Genomic DNA, 19,777 nt, shown 5'->3' on the forward strand with positions numbered 1-19,777 from the left:
TGTGGCGTGGTACGTGGTTTCCGCTGTCATTGCCGTGACTCAGTGGTGCGCTCTGCGGCCGGCAGTCCCACGCACGCCAGGCACATCCCCCCCGTGAGATAGGCGAAAGCGGCGGTGTGGGTTAGACCGCGGTCCACGGGATGCCCGCTACGGCGCTGGCGCCGACGCATCAAGGGGCGGGCTGACCGACGGGTCGATCGGGTAGCCGACGACGTTCACTGGGCAGCGTCCGCTGCCGGGTAGTCACATCCAGGTCGTGTCCATGTGGCCTGGTGCGGACGATCATGTCAGTTGCTTCTGGACGCCGCCTGGCGGGAGGCCGCCGGCCGCGCCGACGACCGGCAGTGGGCGCAGCTCGCTGATCAGTCGCGCGAGACGCGCCCGGCCGAGGCGCTCGGCGTGTACCTGCGGCTGATCGAGCGGTCGAAGGAGCCGACGGGTGACCGCGCCTACGAGCACTTGGCGCGGCTGCTCCAAGCCGCCCGTGACTGCCATCGCGCGCTGGGGACCGAGGACGCGTTCACCGGGTATCTCGCCGGCCTGCGGGCGGAACTGAAACGCCGACGCAAGCTGATGAGCATCCTTGACCGGCACGGGCTGTGAAAGGGCTCCGGCAGAGGGCTCATCGGGGATGGGAGAACGACGGGGGCAGAAGCCGGCTCTCCCCGTCGGAAGGCAATTCCGCTGCCGGAGGGTGGTGAAAGCGGGCCACCCCGCTACTCGGCCTCTGCTGATGCCGTCCGACGTTCCCCAGTTCCCCCTCACGGGAGGGCTCTGCGGACCGCCAGGGGACGCGCAGTGGACGGAGGGATCCTGAGGGACCAGGCGTTCTGTCCGGGAAGGTCGTGGACGGGTGGGTCAGGCCCTGGTCGAGGGAACCCGAACAGGTGGGGGCCTTCCGGTTCGGTGTGGGTCGCGACGTCTCCACCGGACGACGGAAGACCCCCGTGCCTCCCCGCGACGCACCCCCGTCCGGGACCGGACGGCTGCGCCCTGCCCGCCGCGTGGTCGAGGACCGTTCGAAAGCTCCCGGCACCCAGCCCGTTTCCCGTCGGTCGGCGGAGACGGGCTGGACGGTCCTCGGGCGTCGGGAACACGGGCGGCCCCCGGCCGGCTCGGACGCGCACGCTCGACGTCCGAGCCGAGATCACGAATGACGGCCTCGTACCTCGCCGTCGACGGCCGGACGCCGCCGTGCCGACTCCGTCAGTACTCGCTGTTCATGGCGGCACGCACCTCGGCGAGTGTGGCATCGGCCACGGCCCTGGCGCGCTCGTTGCCTTCGCGGACCGTGTGACGGACGTAGGCGCGGTCCTGCGCGTACTCGGATCGGCGCGCCCTGATCGGGGCCAGGTACTCGTTGACCGACTCGATCACGGTCTTCTTCAGCGCGGCGGCTCCCGCACCGATGTCCTCAGCCACCTGCTGGGGGTCCGGTTCTGGCAAAGGGCCGCCAGCAGGAGGAGGGAGGAGACTTCGGGGCGAGTGGCCGGGTCGTAGGAGATGTGACGCTCCGAGTCGGTCTTGGCACCCTTGAGCAGTCGGGCGGTCTCGTCGGCGTCGGCCGCCAGGGCGATGGCGTTGCCCCGGCTCTTGCTCATCTTCGTGCCGTCCGTGCCGAGCAGGAGCGGTGCGTTCGACAACAGGGCATCGGGCTCGGGGAACACGGCGGTGCCGTTGCCGTAGCGGTCGTTGAAGCGGCGGGCGATGGTCCGGGTGACTTCGAGGTGGGGGAGCTGGTCCTGGCCGACCGGGACCAGATTGGCCTTGCAGAAGAGGATGTCGGCGGCCTGGTGGACGGGATAGGTGAACATCAGGCCGCTGACGGAGGACTGGCGGGAGTGGGTGATCTCGTCCTTGACCGTGGGGTTGCGGTTGAGCTCGGCGACGGAGACGAGGCTGAGGAAGGGCAGCATCAGTTGGTTGAGCGCGGGGACGGCGCTGTGCGTGAAGATCGTGCTGCGTGCGGGGTCCACGCCGATGGCGAGGTAGTCCAGTACCAGCTCCTCGACGTGCCCGGTCAGGTCGTCCGCCACATCGCGGTCGGTCAGGACCTGGTAGTCCGCGATGACCACGAGCGTCTCCACGCCGAGGTCCTGAAGGCGTACCCGGTTGTGCAGGGTTCCGAAGTAGTGCCCCAGGTGCAGGCGGCCGGTGGGACGGTCACCCGTCAGGATGCGGAACCGCCCGGGATCCTTGAGGACCTGCTCTTCCAGCACCGCGTTGCGGGCCTGCGCGGTGGACGTCCCGAGCGTGTCGGCGGGGGGACCTGAGGCAGGGGCGTCGGGGGCCACGGCCTGGGGGGTGGTGTTCACGAGGTCTCCTGGTGCGTCGGTCTCGCCGTCGGAGTGGCACGGCCCCTGGTCCAGGAGGACGCGGACGGGCCGTCCAGTCGAACGGCCCGGTCATGCATGAGAGGCGGCCGCTCCTACGAGGAGCGCCACCAGCTCAGACATGATGAAAGATGCATGGGGCCATCATAACGTCGGCTGCCGTCACCACCGGTGGAAAACGCCGCAGGTGCGGCCCTTCTCCAGGGAAGGGGCGAGCCGGGGAAAGCCGGTCCCCGGTGGGGGCGCGCCGTCGTCGCCACCGCGACGTGCAGGAAGGAGGTGCCGACGGGCTCGCCGTTCGGGGGAGTCGGCGGGCGGCGGTGAACAGCCCGGCGCGTCTCGGCCCGTCCGATCACGCCCTCGCCGGCCGGCACGCTCACGGGATCATGACGGCTTCGCGAGGGCCCCGGCCGCAGGACTCTGTCCGAGCTACCCGTTGACGTCGTCCGGTTTCCTTCCGGCCGAGGCCAGGGTTCCCCCCAGGAGAACCGCTCCGAGGGGCCATGAACGCATGTGCACGGGGAGGGTCACGCAATGGTCCCCGACGCGCAGGAGCAGTCCCTTGTCCACCAGGTCCCGCGCGGCGGCGGCGTATCGCGGTGTCCGAGCCGCCTCGACCCACGCGCATCCCTCCAGGGCCTGGAAGAAGACGTCCGTCATGGCGGGATCGTCCACGACGATCCGCCTACCGGATTCGGGTCGCTGATCGACGATGGACAGGAAATTCGGTCCCTTGCGGAAGTACAGGAGGCCGAAATCGCAGGAGGACCGCCACTCACCGGCGGATGAGGCGCCCTCCTCCGGCACCGTGACGGCGTCGGGGGCGGGAAGGTGATCGAGCTGCGGGATCAGGCCGAGCTGTTCCGCGCCCAGGACCAGGGACCAGCTGACCCGAGTACCGATCGAGGAACACTCGCGGACCAACGCGATGATCCGCACGATCGTGTGATCGGGGAGCGCCGAGAAATCGGCCGGCGCCGCCAGCCGAACCCCGGTGACCGGTACACGGAGCAGGAGCGTTGCCAGCTCGGTGGCCGGGGGGAGTTCGGCCCCGTCGGCACCGAGGGTCAGCGTCACGGCCCCGGGCCGGCCGCCGGCCGGTGCACGCCCCCGACCCGAGGCCCGTGCCCGGAGTTCACCGATGTCCATCAGCGCGTTCGTCACGATGCCGCGACCTCCTTGCCGTTCACCAGCTTTCGGCGGTACGGGTCGACCTGCAGGGCGACGCTCACGTAGCGCCCCTCGTCCTCGAATGCCAGGCCCCGCTCGACGAAGTAACGGAGCATCTCCTCGACCTCCCCTTCCCCGACGACGTGACCGCTGTCGGCTAGCCTCCGGCGTATGCCCTCGCGGGCGGCGCACCGGAACATGCCGAGGTACACACTGCTCTGGACCTCGTCCAGTTCGATCACTTCCCGTGGCCAACTGGCGCGGCGGTCTTCGACGGTGACCCGGCCCCGGTCATCGGTCCAGTAGGAGAGGGTGCTCTGCGGATACGCCTTGGCCCATTGCTCGCATGCCTGCTTCACCTCGTCCTCGATGGGCCCCGCGATTCCCTGGACGCCGGCGTCGAAGAAGAACACCATGTCGTACAGCTCGTCCCGTGGGACCTGGTAGATGAAGTCGTATATCTCCGACGGGCGGCGGAACATGAACCCCTGGGTCGGATCCTCGAAGTAAGGACTGAATCGCTCCAGCGCTATGCGCCAGGCCCCGGTGGGCGGCTCCAGGTGCTCGAGCGCGGCCATCTTCCTGAGCAGCCCGCGGTAATCGTCCTCGGTCTCACCGGGGAAACCGTAGAGGATGCTCCATGTCACGTTGAGCCCGAGATCCTGTCCGTCACGGAGCATACGCACGTTGTGCGCGGCGCTGACGCCCTTGTCCATGAGGCGCAGCACATGGCTGCTCAGGCTCTCGATACCGGGCTGCACGAACAGAACGTTCGCCTCTTTCAGCTTGCCCAGCTGCTCCCGGTTCATATTGGACTTGATCTCGTAGTGGATTCTCAGGTCGCAGCCGAGGGCAGCTATCTCGGGCATGGCCGTATCGAGGTACTTCATGTCGAGAATGTTGTCCACCATGACCAGGTCGAGAACCCGGTACCGCTCGGCCAGCTCCCGGACTTCCCGGGCGATGCGCTCGGGGGCCTTGCTCCGGAAGTCGATGTTCGAGCCGTTCAGGCCGCAGAACGTGCATTGGTGAGCCTCCCCCCACCAGCAACCGCGGGAGGTCTCCAGGACCAGCATCGGATGGACGTGGTGCCGGACGGGTGACCTTTCGAGCGCCTGGAAGTAACTGTCGTAAACAGGTGCCGGCACCATGGCGAACGGCAGTGCCGCCTTGGCCGGCGGGTTCACCACCGTCCGTCCGTCGTCCCCCCTCCAGCTCAGCCCCGGAACGTCGGTCAGGCTCTCGCCCCCGGCGATGCGGTTCAGCAACGCGGGCAGTGCGCGTTCGCCCTCGCCGCTGATCACGAAGTCGAGTTGCCCGAAGTTCCGGTGCAGGGCGGGACCCTGCACTCCGTCGCAGTTACTGCCGCCCAGTACGGTGAGGATGCCCGGTACAAGCCTCTTCAGTTCCCTGGCCAGTGCGAGCGACGGCACGTTCTGCATGAAGGTGCTGGTGAATCCGACCACGTCGGGCGGATCGGCGGCGATCTCGGCAGCGAGGTCCCGAACGAACCCCCGGGCGTACTTCTGCATCTCGACGGGAAGCGTCGGGTCCATGTCCCGTTGCTGGAGGAACTTCGAGTACTCGTCGCTCCGGTAGCCGTCGACGTCGTACAGCGCTGGGGTGAACACCCAGTCGCCTACGCCGTGGAAGACTTGGTCCGCGACGTTCCCGTACTGCTCGCACGTGAGGGAGCCGTTGCTCTCACGCATCAGGCGCTCGGCCCACCGGAGATTGGCGTACAGCTCGTCGACGGTCCAGCCGGCAGCGTTCCTGCGGATGCACGGCCCCAGTATTCCCAGTGCGCTGGAGGGTGTGTCGAGCCCTTGCCACGGCATGGCGATCATCAGGATTTTCACAGAATACCCACCTCGGAAGTCCTCCGGCCGGGCGCTGCCGGCAGCATCCGGTGCGCCTCGGCCCCTCCTGCTGAGATCCGTACACCGCGGCCCGGACGGCCCCGGACCCCGTGCCCTGCGGTAACCGCGGCCCGAGCGAAGGACCCGGCGGCCGAGACGAGCGGCGGCCGGACGAAGTCGGCTCGGGAAGGCGGGCCGGGCGACCCCGGTTCCCCGAGGCCCGCGGTCAGTTCTTCGCGTGCCGCAGCCGCTGCCGTCGGGTGTGTGCGGAGTTCGCCCTCATCGCGCGAGGAGAGCACCGCGGCCCGTTCCGCGAAACGCGTCACCCCGGAAGCCATCGCCGTCCCACGGGCGGTGGCCGCGATCCGCCGCGGCCCGGCCGCACGGCCGACCCGTGGACCGGCCGGCTCGTAGGCTTCGGAGAAGGTTCGAAGCACCACGGTGCCGCCGTGCCCGTGTGGAGCCTCCGGCATCCCGGGAGGGTCGCCGCGCCGGTCGGACTCCACGTGCGCCTCGCCGAGGACCGTGACCACACGGCCCGGCAGGGGGCGCGGGGAACCGCGCGACTCGCCGTGATCAGCCACGGCTCCGGTCGGATGGTGAGGGGAGCACGGGACGACCGCCCCGGCCCGCACGCTCACCCGGGTGCGGATCCCGTCGGGACCGTGGCCCCCGGACACAGTCGGCGGCGCGTGGGCGCTGGTGGCGGCTGGAACGGCGACCACCAGCGGACACGCACCGGATCCCGGCCACGTGCAGACGGCTTCGCCTCCTTCGCCGCACGGTGCGGGAAGGACGTGCCGGAGCACGCCTGCGCTCCCGGGGCCGACGGCCGCCTCCCCGCCGGAGACGCACAGGTGCCCGGCGGTCCCCCCTGCCGGGCCCCGTGCCGTGGGGTCGGGACATCGAGCGGGTCGCGGCGGGCCCTCCTCGACGCCGGCGGGCGCGGTGGGCGGCGGGAGGAGGACCGGCCCGTCGCCGGGCGGGTCGAAGACGGTGCACGGACCGCCGCCGACGTTCGACGGCTCCTCGTCCCGGCGGACCCTCACGTCCTGAAGTGCGCTGCGGGCTTCATCCATCCGCGGCCGTCCGCGACACGCGCGTGGCGAGCAACTCGTACAGCATTTCGTGGACCGGTGCGGCGCGGCCCGCCCGGTCGGCGAGGCGGACCGCGGCTCCGGTCCATGCGTCGAGTTCCGACGGCTTCCCCGCCAGGATGTCCCGTTGCAGCGAGGAGGTCACCTCGGGCCGCTGCCGGTCCATGAGCCCTGTCGCCGTGTCCACGGCGTCCCCCGGCAGTGCGATCCCGAGCGCGGTCCCGGTCGCGTGGATCTCCCGCATGCCGGCGATCAGCATCCGCCGGGTGCCGGGGCGCGATCGCAGTTCGCCGACGGTGGCCCCGCCGGTGGCGGCTCCCAGGCTGCCGATCGGCACCAGCAACAGGAACTTCGCCCAGATGTCGACCCAGATGTCGCTCGGTTCCGTCGCCGTCACCGAGGCGTCACGGAACACCGCGCGCAACCGCTTCACCCGGTCGGACACGCTGCCGTCCCACTCGGCGAAACCGAGTGCGGAGGGGCCGCCCCCGTGCCTCACCTCGCCCGGACCCACCAGCGTGGCGACGACCTTGACGGTGCCGGGGAGCACCCGGCCGCGGCCGACCCCGGCCGCCACCCGCTCGGGGGCCTCCACCCCGTTCTGCACGGTGAGCACGGCGGTGTTCTCGCCGACCATCGGGCCCAGCGCGTCGACGGCCGCCGGCAGCTGCCAGGTCTTGACGCAGAGCAGCACGTAGTCGACCTCGCCGATGTCCCGCGGGTCGTCCGACGCCCGCGGGTCCGGCACGGACCAACCCCCTGGTCCACCGGTGACGCGCAGTCCCTTCCGCCTGAGCGCGGCGAGGTTCTCCCCGCGGGCCAGGAACCGCACGTCATGCCCGGCAGCGGCGAGCCGGCCGCCGAGGTAGCCGCCGACCCCGCCGACTCCCACCACGGCGATGCTCGGGCTGCCCGTTCTCCCGGTCATCCTTCCCCGTTCCCGAGCGACTCCGGCCCGGGCCACGCGTCCTTCCGCGTACCCGTCATCGCGGCAACCGCCCCCGCAGCCGCAGGGGGAGGGCCTCGAGACCCCGGCTGAGCGAACTGTCGGCGACCCAGGCGACCTCCTCCGGAGCCACTGCGAGCTCGAACCGCGGCAGTCGGCGCAGCAGCGTGGTGAACGCGACCTCGCCCAGGAGCCGGGCCAGTGGAGCGCCGATGCAGAAGTGCGTGCCGTGGCCGAAGGACAGATGGCGGTTCGGCGACCGGGTGATGTCGAAGCGTTCCGGATCGTCGTACACCTCGGGATCGTGCCCCGCGCCGGACAGCGACAGGTGCACGAAGCTTCCCTTGGGTATGTCCACCCCTCCGAGTCGCATGTCCTCCGCCGCGACCCGCAGCGAGGCCCAGGCAGCGGACCCCTCGTAGCGCAGGATCTCCTCGATCGCCGAGGGAACCGTTGCGGGGTCGGCGCGGAGCATCGCGAGCTGCTCGGGGTGGCGGAGCAACAGCGCCGTTCCGTTCCCCAGCATGTTGGCGACCGTTTTGTGCCCGGCGATGATCAGCAGGAGGATCGTCGAGAGCAGCTCGTCCTCACTGAAGACGTCCGCGTCCCTGGCTTTGACGAGCTCGCTCAGCAGGTCGTCCCGCAGATCGGTGCGGCGCTCGGCCGCCAGTTCGGTGAAGTAGGCCCGGAACTCGCTGCTCGCCCTCTTCAGGTCCGCTTCGGGGTGCTGGAACGGGTCCTGGCTGAGGACGTGACTCCACTCCTGGAACAGCGGCCTGTCCTCGACCGGTATCCCGAGGTACTCGCAGATGGTGATGAGCGGCAGCGGCAGGGCGAAGGCACTCAGCAGGTCGATCTCACCGGACTCCGGGAAGGCGTCGATGAGGTCGTCGACGATGTCCTGGATGCGCGGGCGGAGCCGGGCGACCGTTCCGGGCAGGAAGGCCCGGCTGATGGGCTTCTTCAGCCGGGTGTGCTTGGGCGGGTCGGCGAACCCCAGGTTGCCGACCACGAGGAGGCTGTTGTCCGCAGCCTTGTCCCGGTACGGGGCGGGCAGGTTCTCGATCTGCTTGGTGAGGCGCGAGTCGCCGAACGCCTGCTCGACGGTCTTGTTCCCGAGGACCGCGTACGCCCGGGCGCCGGGGGGGACGTCGATCCGGTGGACCGGGCACCTGGCCCTGAGTTCCGCGGTTGCCGCGTGCGGGGACGGCCCGGGGTCGGTGAAGAATTCTGAGGGAAGAATGTCCGGCATGGTGATTCCTAGGCTCGTGCCGTTTTGCTGCCGCCTGCCACCGCCGGGACTATCCACACCACGTCTTGGTTCTCGACTTTCGTTTCGAGGCCGTCGAGGTCCCTGATGTCGCTGTCGTTCCGATAGACATTGACGTAGCGCTTCACGGACCCCTCCGGATCCATAAGCCGTTCAAGCGCACCGGGGCAGGATCCGTCAAGTCCGACGAGCACCTCCCGGATAGTGCCGCCCTCGACGGCTATCTGTCGCTGTCCGCCGCTCAACGCATGGAAGGCTGCGGGGAGTCTGATGGTCACCACGGGTAGCGGAAGGCTCTTGCTGACACCCTGCGAGATGTCGGGCATATCTCATCCTCCTTGGGTGGCCCCTCTTGTTTCGCCCTGCGGGCGCCGCACTTACCGCTGGGACGGCGATTCGATATCGAACTCGCCGCGGATCGCCGCCGGAATCCGTATGTCAAGGCTTTCGAATTGCCCCGCACCGGGCCTCCAGCCCGCCACTCGGTGCACCATGCCGCCACTGCTGTCGCCGCCGCGGATGTACCAGATGATGTTCACCGGCCAGCATGACTGGCGGAAGAGGTACTCGTCCATCCTGGTCGGGTTTTCGCTGAGTTTCTGGTAGCGCTCGTGTGGCGGGCCGATTTCATGCCAGTTCGGATGCGAATGTATGGACCCCATAAGCTCCAGACCTCTGGCGTACTGCTTCTTGATCGCCTGTAGCACACCCTTTTCGTCGCACCAGAAACCTCGCCCCGGGTTCCGGTACACATCGCCGAACCGTGGGATGATCGTCTTTTCGAACTCGGCCATGACGCTTTCGTCGCTGCCGCGGACGTTTGTCACGAATTCGATGTCGCTGATGCTTATCTCGACGCCGTCCGACTGCCCGAACAAAAGACCCGAGGCGCGCGGCAGGTGGGCGGGGACCCCGTTGCCGTCGCGACTGTCCAGACACTTCTGGTACTCCTGCACGGCATTGCTGACGAAATGCCTGGTGGGTTCGGCTTCGAGGCGGGCGGTCGCCGGAAGATCACCGAAAAGCGCTGCGCCGCCTGCTCTGCCGGCCGCCGTGCCGAGATCCGTGGTGCGAGCCGCGCGTTGAGAATTTTGCATGCGTGCCGTTACCTCCCCCTCCGGTTTCCTCGCCAAAACATGCGGGACAGACGGGCCGGGCTTCTCCGCGTTCCGTGCCGGCGGTGACGCCGAAGCGGGCGTCGAACTGGGCGGACGCATCGCTCCCGAAAAGCCGCACAAGGGTCATGGCGGCCTGGTGGAAAAAGACCGTCAGCCGTCGGCGGCCCTCCGGTCCGCACCTTCGGGTACCGATGGGGTCCTCCGGTCGGGGAACCGGGAGAATCGGGGCGCCGGCATCGACCCCGATTTCTTCGCGAGGCTGCTGGTCACGGCCGTGCCTCCGCTTCGGAGGAGACCTCCGCGTTCGCGGCGTGAAAGAACGTGGGCTTATTTTACGGGGTGTGATCCGGAGCTTCCGCGACTCCGTGCCGCGAAAATCCAGACATAAACGCCGGTGGCTCCAATCGATATTTCAGGCGGCCTCTCGTGTTGCGTGCGCCTGCGGCAAGTGCGCGGCAGGCAAAACTTTCCCAGTCGGTTATTCGGTCGTCAAGGCACAGAACTGGTCATCCGACCGACCGCGATCTTTCGTGGCGGTCCGCCGGTTGATCCGGCGGGCCGTTTCGGCTTGCAGGGGCCCGGGTGGGCCGGGTGCCCGGCTGCCGCACCGGATCCGGTTCCGCGCGGCCTCGTGCGGGGTCAGGTCGCGCGGTCCGGTGGCGTGGGCGGCGCGGAGTCCGCAGCCGCCCACCGCCGGCGCGTGCCCGGACGCGGCCCGGCCGGGAGCCGGGAGCCCGGACGGCGCTGTTCCGCGAGCACCTCCGCGGCGCCTAACATCGCGGTGCCGGACCTTCCGGCCCCAGGACTCCGGGAGGAGAGATGGCGCGTTCCCGAAAAGCCCCGTCCCGGCCCCTGATCGGTTTCCTCACCCTGCTGGTGCTGCTGTTCCTCTGGTCGTACCAGGCCGGTGCGCTGGCCGCGAAGGTCGCGCCCGGCCTCCGCCCCGGCGGGCTGGAGACCGGAGTCGGGCGGGAGGACCCGCCCGTCCCGGGGGCGGCGGGCACGGCCACGGCACCTGAGCGGGGCCGCCGGCGCCGCGCGACCACCGCCGGCGGCGTCGTCCTCCCGCCGCGCCGCGCCGCGCGGTGCCCGGGCGGCCGCACGGCGACGGGCACGGTGGACGCCGGAGCGACCGGCCGCCGGCAGCGGGACCCGCCCGTGCCCGAGGCCCCGGGACCGGACGATCCCGGGACCGGACGATCCCGGGACCGGACGATCCCGGGTCCCCGGTCCCGGGGTTCCTCGCCGGTGGACGGCGCGCCTCCACCGGTCCGTGCGCGGTCCGCGCGCCCCGGGAGGTGCCGGTGGTGCGCGGTGTCACCCGTGTTCGGGGTCGAGGAGGCGGGCGAGCGTCCGGCGGACGCCCGGCTCGGGCCCGGAGGCGAAGCACAGCGGCTGCCCCTCCGGGGAGAGCCAGTCGAAGAGGCCCGGTGCCCCGCCGTCCGGTTCGAGCAGGACCGGCGCGGAGCCGGGATCGTGGACGAGGGTCTCCGCCAGGGACGCGAAGGTGACGGGTCCCTCCGCGGGCACCCGGGCCGTCACGTGCTGCGAGAGCTGCCCGCCTCCCCCGGGGCCGAGGGTGAGCAGCGCCGGCACCTCCGGCCGGTCCGTCTTCTCGTGCACGGTCAGCCGCACGGTGTGCGGGCCGTCGGCCCGTCCCGGGGCCTCCCGGTCGGCCCGTGCGATCGCGGTGTACCGGGCGGCCGAGGCGCGCCCCATGGCCAGGGCGAACGCGACGGCGTCCTCCAGCACCTCCGGCCGGTCGCCGAACACCCCCGCCCAGCGGGCCCGTACGGCGGGCGACACCGCGCACGTCACCGCCGCCCGGACCAGCAGCGGGGTGCGGTCCCGCGGCGATTCGCGCAGCCACCGCGCGACGTGCGGCGCCAGGTGGACACCGTGCGGCGCCCCGCCCCGCGCCGCCTCGGACAGGACCCGCGGCCAGTCGACGTTGAAGAGCATGACCGGCATCTGCGCGGCGACGTCCTCGTCGGTCAGCGCGGCGAGCCGCCGGCGCACCCGCTCCTCGTGCGCCTCCCGCTCGGCGGGGTCGGACCGCTTGGCGGCCGCGAAGTCCCGGAAGTCCACCACCCCGGGCCCGGCCAGGGCTTCGGCGATGCGGCCCCGCTGCGCGTCGTACTCCAGCAGCGGCCCGGGCTCGGCGAACAGCGCCGCCGCGAACCGGTTGCCGCCCGAGTACACCGTCATGCCGATCCGCCCGTCCCCGGCCAGCTCCCGGGCGGCCAGGACCAGGGCGGCCAGCCGGCCCACCGCGTACACCTCCGCGAGGTCCGCCCACCGGCCGGCCGTCTTCAGTCCGCCGACCTCCCGCTTGGGCTGCCCCCAGGCCAGTTCCAGGCGCGGCGGCTCGTCCGCGGACAGGGCCCCGGTCACCCGGCGCTGGAGCGCCCGGGTGTCCAGGCGCTCGGCGTTGGCGCTGACCCGGCGGTCGCGGAACAGCTCCGCGACGAGGGCGGCGCGCCGGTGCTCCGGGTCGTCTAGCCCGTCGTACGGGGCCCCGCCGGACGGCGGGGCCAGGCTGTCGCGGCAGCGCCGGACCAGGGCCTCCGCCCGCCGCCGCACGCCCTCGCGCCAGCGGGGCAGCAGCTCGTCCCGCAGCCGGCGCGACGTCAGCGAGAGGGCCGGTCCGGAAGGGGACGGGAAGAGCGGGACCGCGTCGGGGCTCTCCGCGAGCAGCGCGGGCAGCCCGCTGCCGCTCACGATCCGGCCCGGTCGGTAGGGCGGGGTGGTGGTCATGTCGCCAGGTCCTCCAGCGGTCGGGGAAGGTGCCGTCGGGCGGGGGGCGCCGGGTCGTTGCGGGTGCGCGGCGGTCGCCCCCTCCCTCCCGCGGGGGCGGTGACGGCGGCGCGACCGGCCGCGCCGCGGGACGGCACGGAGCGGGGCGGGCCATCCTGAAGAGCGTAACTCCCTTATGTGACAGGGGCGTTGACGGAACACGCGGAGGGCGCCGTGGCGGATCGCGGTCCGTCCGTCACGGCCGCGGGGTCCCGCCGCGCGGGGCGGATCCCGCGCCGGCCGGCGCGGCGGGCACCGGCGCCTCACACGATGCCGCGCACGACCCCCAGCTCCACCAGGTCCTGCGGGCGCAGCCGCAGCTGCCCGGCGGTGCGCGGGACCTCCTCCGGCGGGCGCTTCAGTATCGCCGCGGCCGACTCCGGGGCGATCACCGAGAAGTAGCCGTCACGCGCCACCCAGGTGTTGCCGGCCGCCGCCAGCGCCAGCGCGCCGCCCGAGCCGCCCTCCCCGACGACCAGCGTGGTCACCGGCACCCGCGCCCCGGCCACCGCCGCGAACACCTCCGCGACGGCCGCGCCCGCGCCGGCCCGCTCCGCCTCCGCGTCGTTGGCCGCGCCCGGTGTGTCCACCAGCGTCAGCACCGGCAGGCCCAGCCGGTCCGCGAGCCGGATCACCCGGGCGGCCGTGCGGTACCCGGCCGGCCGCGTCGCCGTACCGCACTGCGCCGCGTACGCGACGCCGTACCCGCCGCGCAGCCCCACCCCGCACAGCATGCCGGGGTCCGTGCCGCCGCACCGGTCGCCGACCAGCGGCAACCGCTCCTCGAAGTACGCCTCCAGATACGCCTGCGCGCGCGGCCGCGCCGCGTCGCGCGCCCGCCGCACCGCCTCCCAGCCGCTCTCCGGCAGTCCGCCGGCGCCGCCCGGGAGCGTCGGCGGGGGCACCGTGCCGGGCGCGGGCCGGGTCAGCGCGGCGAGCCAGTGCCCCAGCGCCGCGCGGAGTCCGCCGGCGGGCACCACCGCGTCGACGTGGCCCGCCGCGAGCTGCCCCTCCGCCGTGTACGCCGACGGGTCCGCGTCCGCGGGCCGCACCCGCGCCCCGGCGAACCCGACCTGCGCGCCGGGCAGCGCCAGCACGACGTCCGCGCCCGCCCCGACCGTCGCCCAGCCGCCCCCGGTCGCCGGGTCCCGCAGCACGGAGACGTGCGGCACGCCCGCCTCGCGCAGCAGCACCGACTCGCGGGCCACCCGCTGCAGCTGCGTCAGCGCGACCATGCCCTCCTGCATTCGGCTGCCGCCCGTCGCCACCAGGGAGATCAGCGGCACGCGCCGCTCCCGCGCCAGCCGGTACGCGGCGCACAGCCGGTCCCCGGCGCGCTCGCCCAGCGACCCGCCGAGGAAGCCGAACTCGAACGCCAGCACCGCGCACCGCGTCCCCGCCGCCTCCGCCTCGCCGAACACCACGGACTCGCTCTCGCCGGTCCGCTCCGCCGCCCGTGCGCGCGCCGCGCCGTACCCCTCCCACGCCAGCGGGCCGTCCGGCGCCGCGGGGGAGCCGGGCGGGGGCGGGGCGTGCTCCGTGAACGCGTCCACCGCCAGCGCGATCGCCGCGCGCGCCGTCGGCCGGGCCGCCGCCTCAGCCACGCAGCGCCCGCTTCATGACCTTGCCCATGTCGTTGCGGGGCAGTTCCTCCAGGTAGCGGACGGCGCGCGGCCGCTTGTGCGGGGCGAGCTGCGCCGCCACGTGGTCGGCCAGCTCCCCGGCGGGCGGGGGCGCGGCCGGGTCCGCCGGCACGACCCACGCCACGACCCGCTCGCCCAGGTCCGCGTCCGGCTCGCCGGTCACGGCGGCCTCCCGCACGCCCGGATGGGAGAGGAGCGCGTTCTCGACCTCGCCGGCACCGATCTTGAAGCCGCCGCTCTTGACGAGGTCCGTGGCCCTGCGGCCCACCAGCCGCAGCGAACCGTCCGGGTCCCGGACGGCCATGTCCCCGGTCCTGAACCAGTCCCCGTCGAACGCGGCGGCCGTGGCGTCGGGCCGGTTCAGGTAGCCGGTGAACAGGTTCGGACCGCGCACCTGCACCTCGCCGATCGTCTCCCCGTCGTACGCGGTGAGCGGCGTCCCGTCGTCCTCCACCAGCCGCAGCCCGACGCCGCGCAGGGGCGTGCCGACGGAGCCGGGGCGGTGCGTCCGCGCGGCCCCGTCGGGACCCACCCGGACGGCGCACAGCATGAGCGTCTCCGTCATGCCGTACCGCTCCACCACCCGCCGCCCCGTCGCGGCGGTGATCCGCTCGTGGTCGGACGGCGGCAGCGCCGCGGAGCCGGAGACCAGCAGCCGGGCGCCCGCGAGCGCCCCGGTCAGATCCTCGTCGGTGCCGAGCGCCTCCGCGATGCGGTGGTACATGGTGGGCACGCCGAACAGCATGGTCCCGCCGGCCGCCAGTTCGCGCGCCACGCCCCCGGTGGTGAACCGCCCGAGGTGCCGGACGCTCCCGCCCCGGCGGAGCGGGCCGAGGACGCCGAGGACGAGCCCGTGGACGTGGAACAGCGGCAGGGCGTGGACCAGGACGTCGTCCGCGGTCCACGCCCAGGCGTCGGCGAGGGCGTCCAGGGAGGCGGCCAGGGCGCGGCGGGGCAGGACGGCGCCCTTCGGCGGACCGGTCGTCCCGGACGTGTAGACGATCAGGGCGGGTGCCTCGGCACCGGGTTCGGCGGGCGGCCGCGCGTCCGGGCCGTCCCCGCGCGCGTGGGGGGCGACGTCGACGCGCGGCAGTCCGGCGAGCGGGGCGGGCAGGTCGTCGCCGGGTGCGGCGAGCACCAGGGAGGGCGCGCTGTCGGCGACGATGTGGGCGAGTTCGCGCGTGCCGGTGCGCGGGTTGAGCGGTACGGCCGGGACTCCGGCGAGCAGCGCGGCGACCACCGCGACGGCGGTCCCCGCCGAGGGCGTCGCCCACACCGCGACCCGCCGGGCGCCGGCCAGGCGGGGTCCCAGGGCCCCGGCGGCCGCGCGGAGCTCGCCGTACGTCAGGGCGTGTTCGCCGAACCGCAGAGCCGGCCGGAGGCCGTCCGGGCCGGCGGCGAGCGCCGGAAAGAGGGAACTCACGGGTCGTCCTCCTCGCATGGCTGCACGGGCTGTCCCGCCATGGTCCCAGCAGGCGGCGGCCGCGCCGGGGGGCGGGCCGCGCGGCGGCCTCGCCGGCGGCCCGGGGCCTGTGCCGGAGGCGGGCTCAGCGGGTGCCCGCCAGCGGGTCCAGCATGAGCGGCTCGACCCGGCCCTCCAGCATCTCGCCCAGCCCCAGGACCGCGCAGACGTCCGGGCGGTCCGCGATCCGCACGGGCATCCCGGTCGCGTCGTGCAGCATCTGGTCGAGGCCGGGGAGCCGCGCGCTGCCGCCGACCATCGTGATCCCGCGTTCCGCGAGGTCGGCGACCAGGTCGGGCGGGCAGTCGCGCAGCACCCTGCCGAGGCCGTCGAGCACGGTGGTGAGCGGCGCGTGGATCGCCTGGCGCACGGCGGCGGTCTCCACGACGACCGACCGTGCGAGGCCCGTGGCCACGTCCCGTCCGTGGATCTCCGTGGAGGCGGGCCCCTGGGCGGTGAGGCCGTTGCCGTGCAGGGCCAGGTGGAGCGGCCGTACGGACTGGCTGGGCAGCATCAGCTGGTGCTGGTGGCGGAGGTACTGGATGACCGCGTGGTCGATGGCGTGGCCGCCGACCGGGATGCGCTCGGCGGTGACGATCGAGCCCAGCGACAACACGGCCACCTGGGTCGTCGCCGCCCCGCAGACCAGGATCATGGTGGCGGTCGGCTGCGCCACCGGCAGTCCGCAGCCGACGGCCGCCGCGATCAGGGTGTCCACCAGCTCGACCCGCCGGGCGCCCAGCCCCACCAGCGTCTCGACGGTCGCGCGCTGGGCGAGCGGGTCGCAGTCGTGCGGGACGCAGGCGGCGGCGCGCAGCAGCGGCTTGCGGCGCAATTGGCGGCGGAGCTTCTCGCCGAGCAGGGTGCGGAGCATCCGCTGCGCCATCTCGATGTCGACGACGCTGCCGCCCGACGCCGGGCGGACGACCCGGATGTAGCCGGGGGTGCGGCCCGTCATCCGCTCGGCGAACTCGCCGACCGCGATCAGCGCGCCGGTGCGGGTGTTCACGGCGGCCACACTCGGCTCGTCCACCACGAGCCCCGCCCCCTTCACGAAGACGCGGGTCCTGGCGGCCCCGAGGTCGACGGCGACGTGGCAGCGGCGCAGCTGTTCGAGACTGACGGTCACGGCGGATCCTCCCGGGAGCGGTGTGTGTCTGCATCGTCCGGCGGCCCCGGGCGCCGCGCGCGCTGGGCTGGGCCGGTCGGGCGTACGGACCTGACGGACGGTCAGGCCGGGGGCGCCCTCCCCGGCGGTACGGGGGCCGGAGCGTCGGCCGCGCCGCGGTGGACGGACCGCGTGACGGGAGGGGGCGGGGCGCCGCAGGCGCGCCCGGAACTCCGGCGGCGGGGACGCGGGGGCGCGCCGGAGGGGTCCGCGGCCGGGAGGGGGCGCCCCTCGGGCGGCACCGGGGCGACGCCGTCCGTGCCCGGGGCCCGCGGGGCGCGGGCCGGGAGAGCCTCGGGCGTACGGGGTGAGGGAGCCGCAGGGCGCGGCCCGGGAGCGGACGCACGCACACGCACGTGCATCCGCACAGGTCCACGCACATCCGGCGCACCCCGTGCGACAGGCGCGCCGGAAGGAAACATTCCACACGGAATCTTCACATCCTCCCCCGGTCGCGGTACTCGTACGGCGCATACTCTGCGTGCGCCATGGACTACTGCCACGAGTGCCGGCGGCACCTCAACGGGGCCCTGGCCTGCGCCGGGTGCGGGAGGCCCGCCCAGGAGCTGCGGCGCGGCGACCCCGGAACGCCCGCGGCGGACCACGTCTTCGAGCTGACCCGGGACGAGGAGGCGCCGCCCGCGGACCCCCGCCGCCCCCGCGCCCCCCGCCGCGCCGGGCGGGCGGCCCGGTCGGCGGGCGGCCGCCGGGCGCGGCGGCGGCCGGGCCGCGCCGTGCTGACCGCGGTGACCGGCCTCGTGCTGGCGGCGGGCGCCCTGAGCCTGGCCGAGGTGGCGGTGGAGGACGGGGGCGGGCCGGCGACCTCCGTGCGGCAGGAGGACGTGGCCCTGCCGGCCCCGCTGCCCGATCCCTCGCGGAGCGGGGCCGCCGCGGCCGACCCCGGTGAGGTGGGGGCGACGCCCTCCGCGTCGGGCCCCGCGGACGCCCCGTCGGCCGGGGCCGGTGACGGCGGCGCCTCCGGCGCGCCCCGGCCCGCGGTCTCCGGCGCCGTCGGCGGACCGGGCCCCGGGGCCGTACCCGGCTCCGGAACCGGCTCCGACGAGGGCGGCGGGGGTGCCGGGGAACCCGGCAGGGGCGGGTCGAGGGGTCCGGCGGAGCCGGACGCGCCCCCGTCCGCCTCGGAACCGGCCCCGGACGCCTCCCCGCCCCCCGGCGGCGATCCGGACCCACGGCCGACCGAGACCGGCGGGCCCGCTCCCGCCCCCACCCCGACGCCCACCCCGGCCCCCGAGCCGTCGCAGACGTGCACGCGCTGGCTCTGGTGGTGCATCTGACCGATCAGGGCGCCGGAGGCTCGCCCAGCATGCGGCGGAGGAGGTCCCGCAGCAGGGCCCGCTCCGCCGCGGAGAGGCCGGCCAGCGGCTCCCGGGCGAAGTCCAGGGCGTCCCGCAGCCGGCGCGCGGTCGCCCGGCCCTCCTCCGTCGGAGCGGCCAGCTTGACGCGGCGGTCGGCCGGATCCGGGCGCCGCTCGACGAGGCCCCGGGCCTCCAGGCGGTCGACGATGCCCGTCACGTTGGACGGCTCGCACCGCAGCGACACGGCGATGCGCCGCATCGGCAGCGGCTCCAGCGCGAGCAGGCTCAGGACGCGCGCCTGCGCACCGGTCAGCGCGTGCCGGGCGGCGGCCTGCTCGTACTCGTCGTGATAGCGGGCCACGACCGTGCCGATGAGCTCCACGACCTCGCGGGTGAGCGGGTCCGTGCGTGTGCTGGCCATGCCCTCCAGCCTACCCCGTTGCTTGACAGGGTGAAATATCGAGGAGCATGGTTGTTTCAGGTAGCGAAACATATTCCGGAGGCATGCAGCATGTCCGCACTCCCGACGTCCGGCCGTGAATGGCACCTCGTCTCCCGCCCGAACGGCCTGCCCGTCCCCAAGGACTTCGCGCTTCGCGAGGTGCCCGTCACCGCGCCCCGCGAGGGCCGCGTCCTCGTCCGCAACCTCCACTTCTCGGTGGACCCGTACATGCGCGGCCGGATGAACGACGTGAAGTCCTACGTCCCGCCGTTCCGGCTGGACCGCCCGATGGACGGCGGCGCGGTCGGCGAGGTCGTGGCCTCCGGCGCCGAGGGCTTCGAGGTCGGCGACCACGTGCTGCACGGCCTGGGCTGGCGGGAGTACGCCGAGGTCGGGGCGGAGCACGCCGTCCGGGTCGACGCCTCCCTCGCGCCCCTCACGGCCTACCTGGGCGTGCTCGGCATGACGGGGCTGACCGCCTACGCGGGCCTCTTCGAGACGGCCTCCTTCAAGGAGGGCGACGCCGTGTTCGTCTCCGCGGCGGCCGGCGCCGTCGGCAGCCAGGTTGGCCAGATGGCCCGTCTGAGGGGCGCCTCCCGGGTGATCGGCTCGGCCGGCTCCGACGAGAAGGTCGCGCTGCTGCTGGAGGAGTACGGCTTCGACGCCGCCTTCAACTACAAGGACGGTCCGGTGGCCCGGCAGTTGGCGGCCGCCGCCCCCGACGGCATCGACGTCTACTTCGACAACGTCGGCGGCGAGCACCTGGAGGCGGCGATCTCCTCGCTCCACGTCCACGGCCGCGTCACCGTCTGCGGCATGATCGCCCAGTACAACGCCACGGAGCCCACCCCCGCCCCGCGCAATCTGACACAGGTCATCGGCAAGCGGCTGCGCCTGCAGGGCATGCTGGTCAGCGACCACTCCGACCTCCGGCCCCGCTTCGTCGAGGAGGTCTCCGGCTGGCTGCGCTCGGGCGCCCTGAAGTACCGCGAGACGGTCGTCGAGGGCGTGGAGAACGGCGTGGACGCCTTCCTCGGCCTGCTGCGCGGCGACAACATCGGCAAGATGATCGTCTCGCTCGCCCGCTAGCCCCCTCCGCCCGCTAGCCCCCTCCGCCCGCTAGCCCCCTCCGCCCGCTAGCCCCCTCCGCCCGCCGG

Annotated in this window: 15 protein-coding genes and 1 pseudogene; 3 read left to right on the forward strand and 13 right to left on the reverse strand. The window is 73.5% G+C overall.

Features of this window, described 5'->3' with window-relative positions; all coding sequences use genetic code 11:
- Window positions 1–291 precede the first annotated feature (291 nt).
- A complete protein-coding gene (locus LUW75_RS17575; RefSeq protein ID WP_250336464.1) occupies window positions 292–603 on the forward strand; it encodes a hypothetical protein in 312 nt (103 codons plus the stop codon).
- A 603-nt stretch (window positions 604–1,206) separates the two neighbouring features.
- Here the strand turns inward: LUW75_RS17575 and trpS are convergent.
- The 12 genes and pseudogenes from trpS to LUW75_RS17630 all read right to left on the reverse strand — a co-directional run bounded on the left by trpS (window position 1,207) and on the right by LUW75_RS17630 (window position 16,823).
- Window positions 1,207–2,315 (reverse strand): annotated as a pseudogene (gene trpS / locus LUW75_RS17580) (tryptophan--tRNA ligase).
- A 447-nt stretch (window positions 2,316–2,762) separates the two neighbouring features.
- Entirely contained in the window at window positions 2,763–3,410 is a 648-nt protein-coding gene (locus tag LUW75_RS17585) for a DUF5825 family protein (protein ID WP_250336465.1), read from the reverse strand.
- An 83-nt stretch (window positions 3,411–3,493) separates the two neighbouring features.
- Window positions 3,494–5,362, reverse strand: a complete 1,869-nt coding sequence (locus LUW75_RS17590; protein ID WP_250336466.1) for a RiPP maturation radical SAM C-methyltransferase — start codon at window positions 5,360–5,362, stop codon at window positions 3,494–3,496.
- Window positions 5,359–6,441 carry an aminotransferase class I/II-fold pyridoxal phosphate-dependent enzyme gene (locus LUW75_RS24705; RefSeq protein WP_349816432.1) on the reverse strand — a complete coding sequence of 361 codons (1,083 nt, stop codon included), beginning with the start codon at window positions 6,439–6,441 and terminating at the stop codon, window positions 5,359–5,361. Before LUW75_RS24705 ends, LUW75_RS17590 begins: the two co-directional genes overlap by 4 nt.
- On the reverse strand, window positions 6,434–7,387 hold the full coding sequence (locus tag LUW75_RS17595; RefSeq protein ID WP_250336467.1) for a 2-dehydropantoate 2-reductase: 954 nt from the start codon (window positions 7,385–7,387) through the stop codon (window positions 6,434–6,436). Before LUW75_RS17595 ends, LUW75_RS24705 begins: the two co-directional genes overlap by 8 nt.
- Window positions 7,388–7,442: 55 nt before the next feature.
- Complete coding sequence (locus tag LUW75_RS17600; RefSeq protein WP_250336468.1) at window positions 7,443–8,657, reverse strand: cytochrome P450 family protein; 1,215 nt, start codon at window positions 8,655–8,657, stop codon at window positions 7,443–7,445.
- Window positions 8,658–8,665: 8 nt separating this feature from the next.
- Entirely contained in the window at window positions 8,666–9,001 is a 336-nt protein-coding gene (locus tag LUW75_RS17605) for a MoaD/ThiS family protein (protein ID WP_250336469.1), read from the reverse strand.
- Between the two features lie 51 nt (window positions 9,002–9,052).
- Window positions 9,053–9,772, reverse strand: a complete 720-nt coding sequence (locus LUW75_RS17610) for an MPN domain-containing protein (protein ID WP_250336470.1) — start codon at window positions 9,770–9,772, stop codon at window positions 9,053–9,055.
- 1,338 nt (window positions 9,773–11,110) lie between these two features.
- Window positions 11,111–12,550, reverse strand: coding sequence for a hypothetical protein (locus tag LUW75_RS17615; protein WP_250336471.1), 1,440 nt, complete (start codon window positions 12,548–12,550; stop codon window positions 11,111–11,113).
- 302 nt (window positions 12,551–12,852) lie between these two features.
- On the reverse strand, window positions 12,853–14,193 hold the full coding sequence (locus tag LUW75_RS17620) for a carboxyl transferase domain-containing protein (protein ID WP_250336472.1): 1,341 nt from the start codon (window positions 14,191–14,193) through the stop codon (window positions 12,853–12,855).
- Window positions 14,186–15,655, reverse strand: coding sequence for an acyl-CoA synthetase (locus tag LUW75_RS17625; protein WP_250336473.1), 1,470 nt, complete (start codon window positions 15,653–15,655; stop codon window positions 14,186–14,188). The genes LUW75_RS17620 and LUW75_RS17625 overlap by 8 nt, the downstream gene beginning before the upstream one ends.
- Before the next feature lie 124 nt (window positions 15,656–15,779).
- Window positions 15,780–16,823 (reverse strand): rod shape-determining protein, encoded by a 1,044-nt coding sequence (locus tag LUW75_RS17630; protein ID WP_250336474.1) that lies wholly within the window; start codon window positions 16,821–16,823, stop codon window positions 15,780–15,782.
- A 527-nt stretch (window positions 16,824–17,350) separates the two neighbouring features.
- Between LUW75_RS17630 and LUW75_RS17635 the strand changes: the two genes are divergently transcribed.
- Window positions 17,351–18,157, forward strand: a complete 807-nt coding sequence (locus LUW75_RS17635) for an SCO2400 family protein (RefSeq protein WP_250336475.1) — start codon at window positions 17,351–17,353, stop codon at window positions 18,155–18,157.
- Between the two features lie 4 nt (window positions 18,158–18,161).
- On the opposite strand, the gene LUW75_RS17640 is transcribed toward LUW75_RS17635, so the two are convergent.
- Complete coding sequence (locus tag LUW75_RS17640; RefSeq protein ID WP_250336476.1) at window positions 18,162–18,599, reverse strand: MarR family winged helix-turn-helix transcriptional regulator; 438 nt, start codon at window positions 18,597–18,599, stop codon at window positions 18,162–18,164.
- Window positions 18,600–18,689: 90 nt separating this feature from the next.
- Here LUW75_RS17640 and LUW75_RS17645 point away from each other — a divergent pair, with 90 nt between their 5' ends.
- Entirely contained in the window at window positions 18,690–19,709 is a 1,020-nt protein-coding gene (locus LUW75_RS17645; protein WP_250336477.1) for an NADP-dependent oxidoreductase, read from the forward strand.
- Window positions 19,710–19,777 lie beyond the last annotated feature (68 nt).

Origin of the sequence: Streptomyces sp. MRC013, assembly GCF_023614235.1 — a bacterium.
Lineage (GTDB): Bacteria > Actinomycetota > Actinomycetes > Streptomycetales > Streptomycetaceae > Streptomyces.

Bases quoted from the DNA above. Each gene is read 5' to 3' on its own strand.
- LUW75_RS17615 (WP_250336471.1), bottom strand. From the start codon at position 12,550: ATGACCACCACCCCGCCCTACCGACCGGGCCGGATCGTGAGCGGCAGC.
- LUW75_RS17600 (WP_250336468.1), bottom strand. From the start codon at position 8,657: ATGCCGGACATTCTTCCCTCAGAATTCTTCACCGACCCCGGGCCGTCC.
- LUW75_RS17645 (WP_250336477.1), top strand. From the start codon at position 18,690: ATGTCCGCACTCCCGACGTCCGGCCGTGAATGGCACCTCGTCTCCCGC.
- LUW75_RS17595 (WP_250336467.1), bottom strand. From the start codon at position 7,387: ATGACCGGGAGAACGGGCAGCCCGAGCATCGCCGTGGTGGGAGTCGGC.
- LUW75_RS17635 (WP_250336475.1), top strand. From the start codon at position 17,351: ATGGACTACTGCCACGAGTGCCGGCGGCACCTCAACGGGGCCCTGGCC.
- LUW75_RS24705 (WP_349816432.1), bottom strand. From the start codon at position 6,441: ATGGATGAAGCCCGCAGCGCACTTCAGGACGTGAGGGTCCGCCGGGAC.
- LUW75_RS17640 (WP_250336476.1), bottom strand. From the start codon at position 18,599: ATGGCCAGCACACGCACGGACCCGCTCACCCGCGAGGTCGTGGAGCTC.
- LUW75_RS17610 (WP_250336470.1), bottom strand. From the start codon at position 9,772: ATGCAAAATTCTCAACGCGCGGCTCGCACCACGGATCTCGGCACGGCG.
- LUW75_RS17605 (WP_250336469.1), bottom strand. From the start codon at position 9,001: ATGCCCGACATCTCGCAGGGTGTCAGCAAGAGCCTTCCGCTACCCGTG.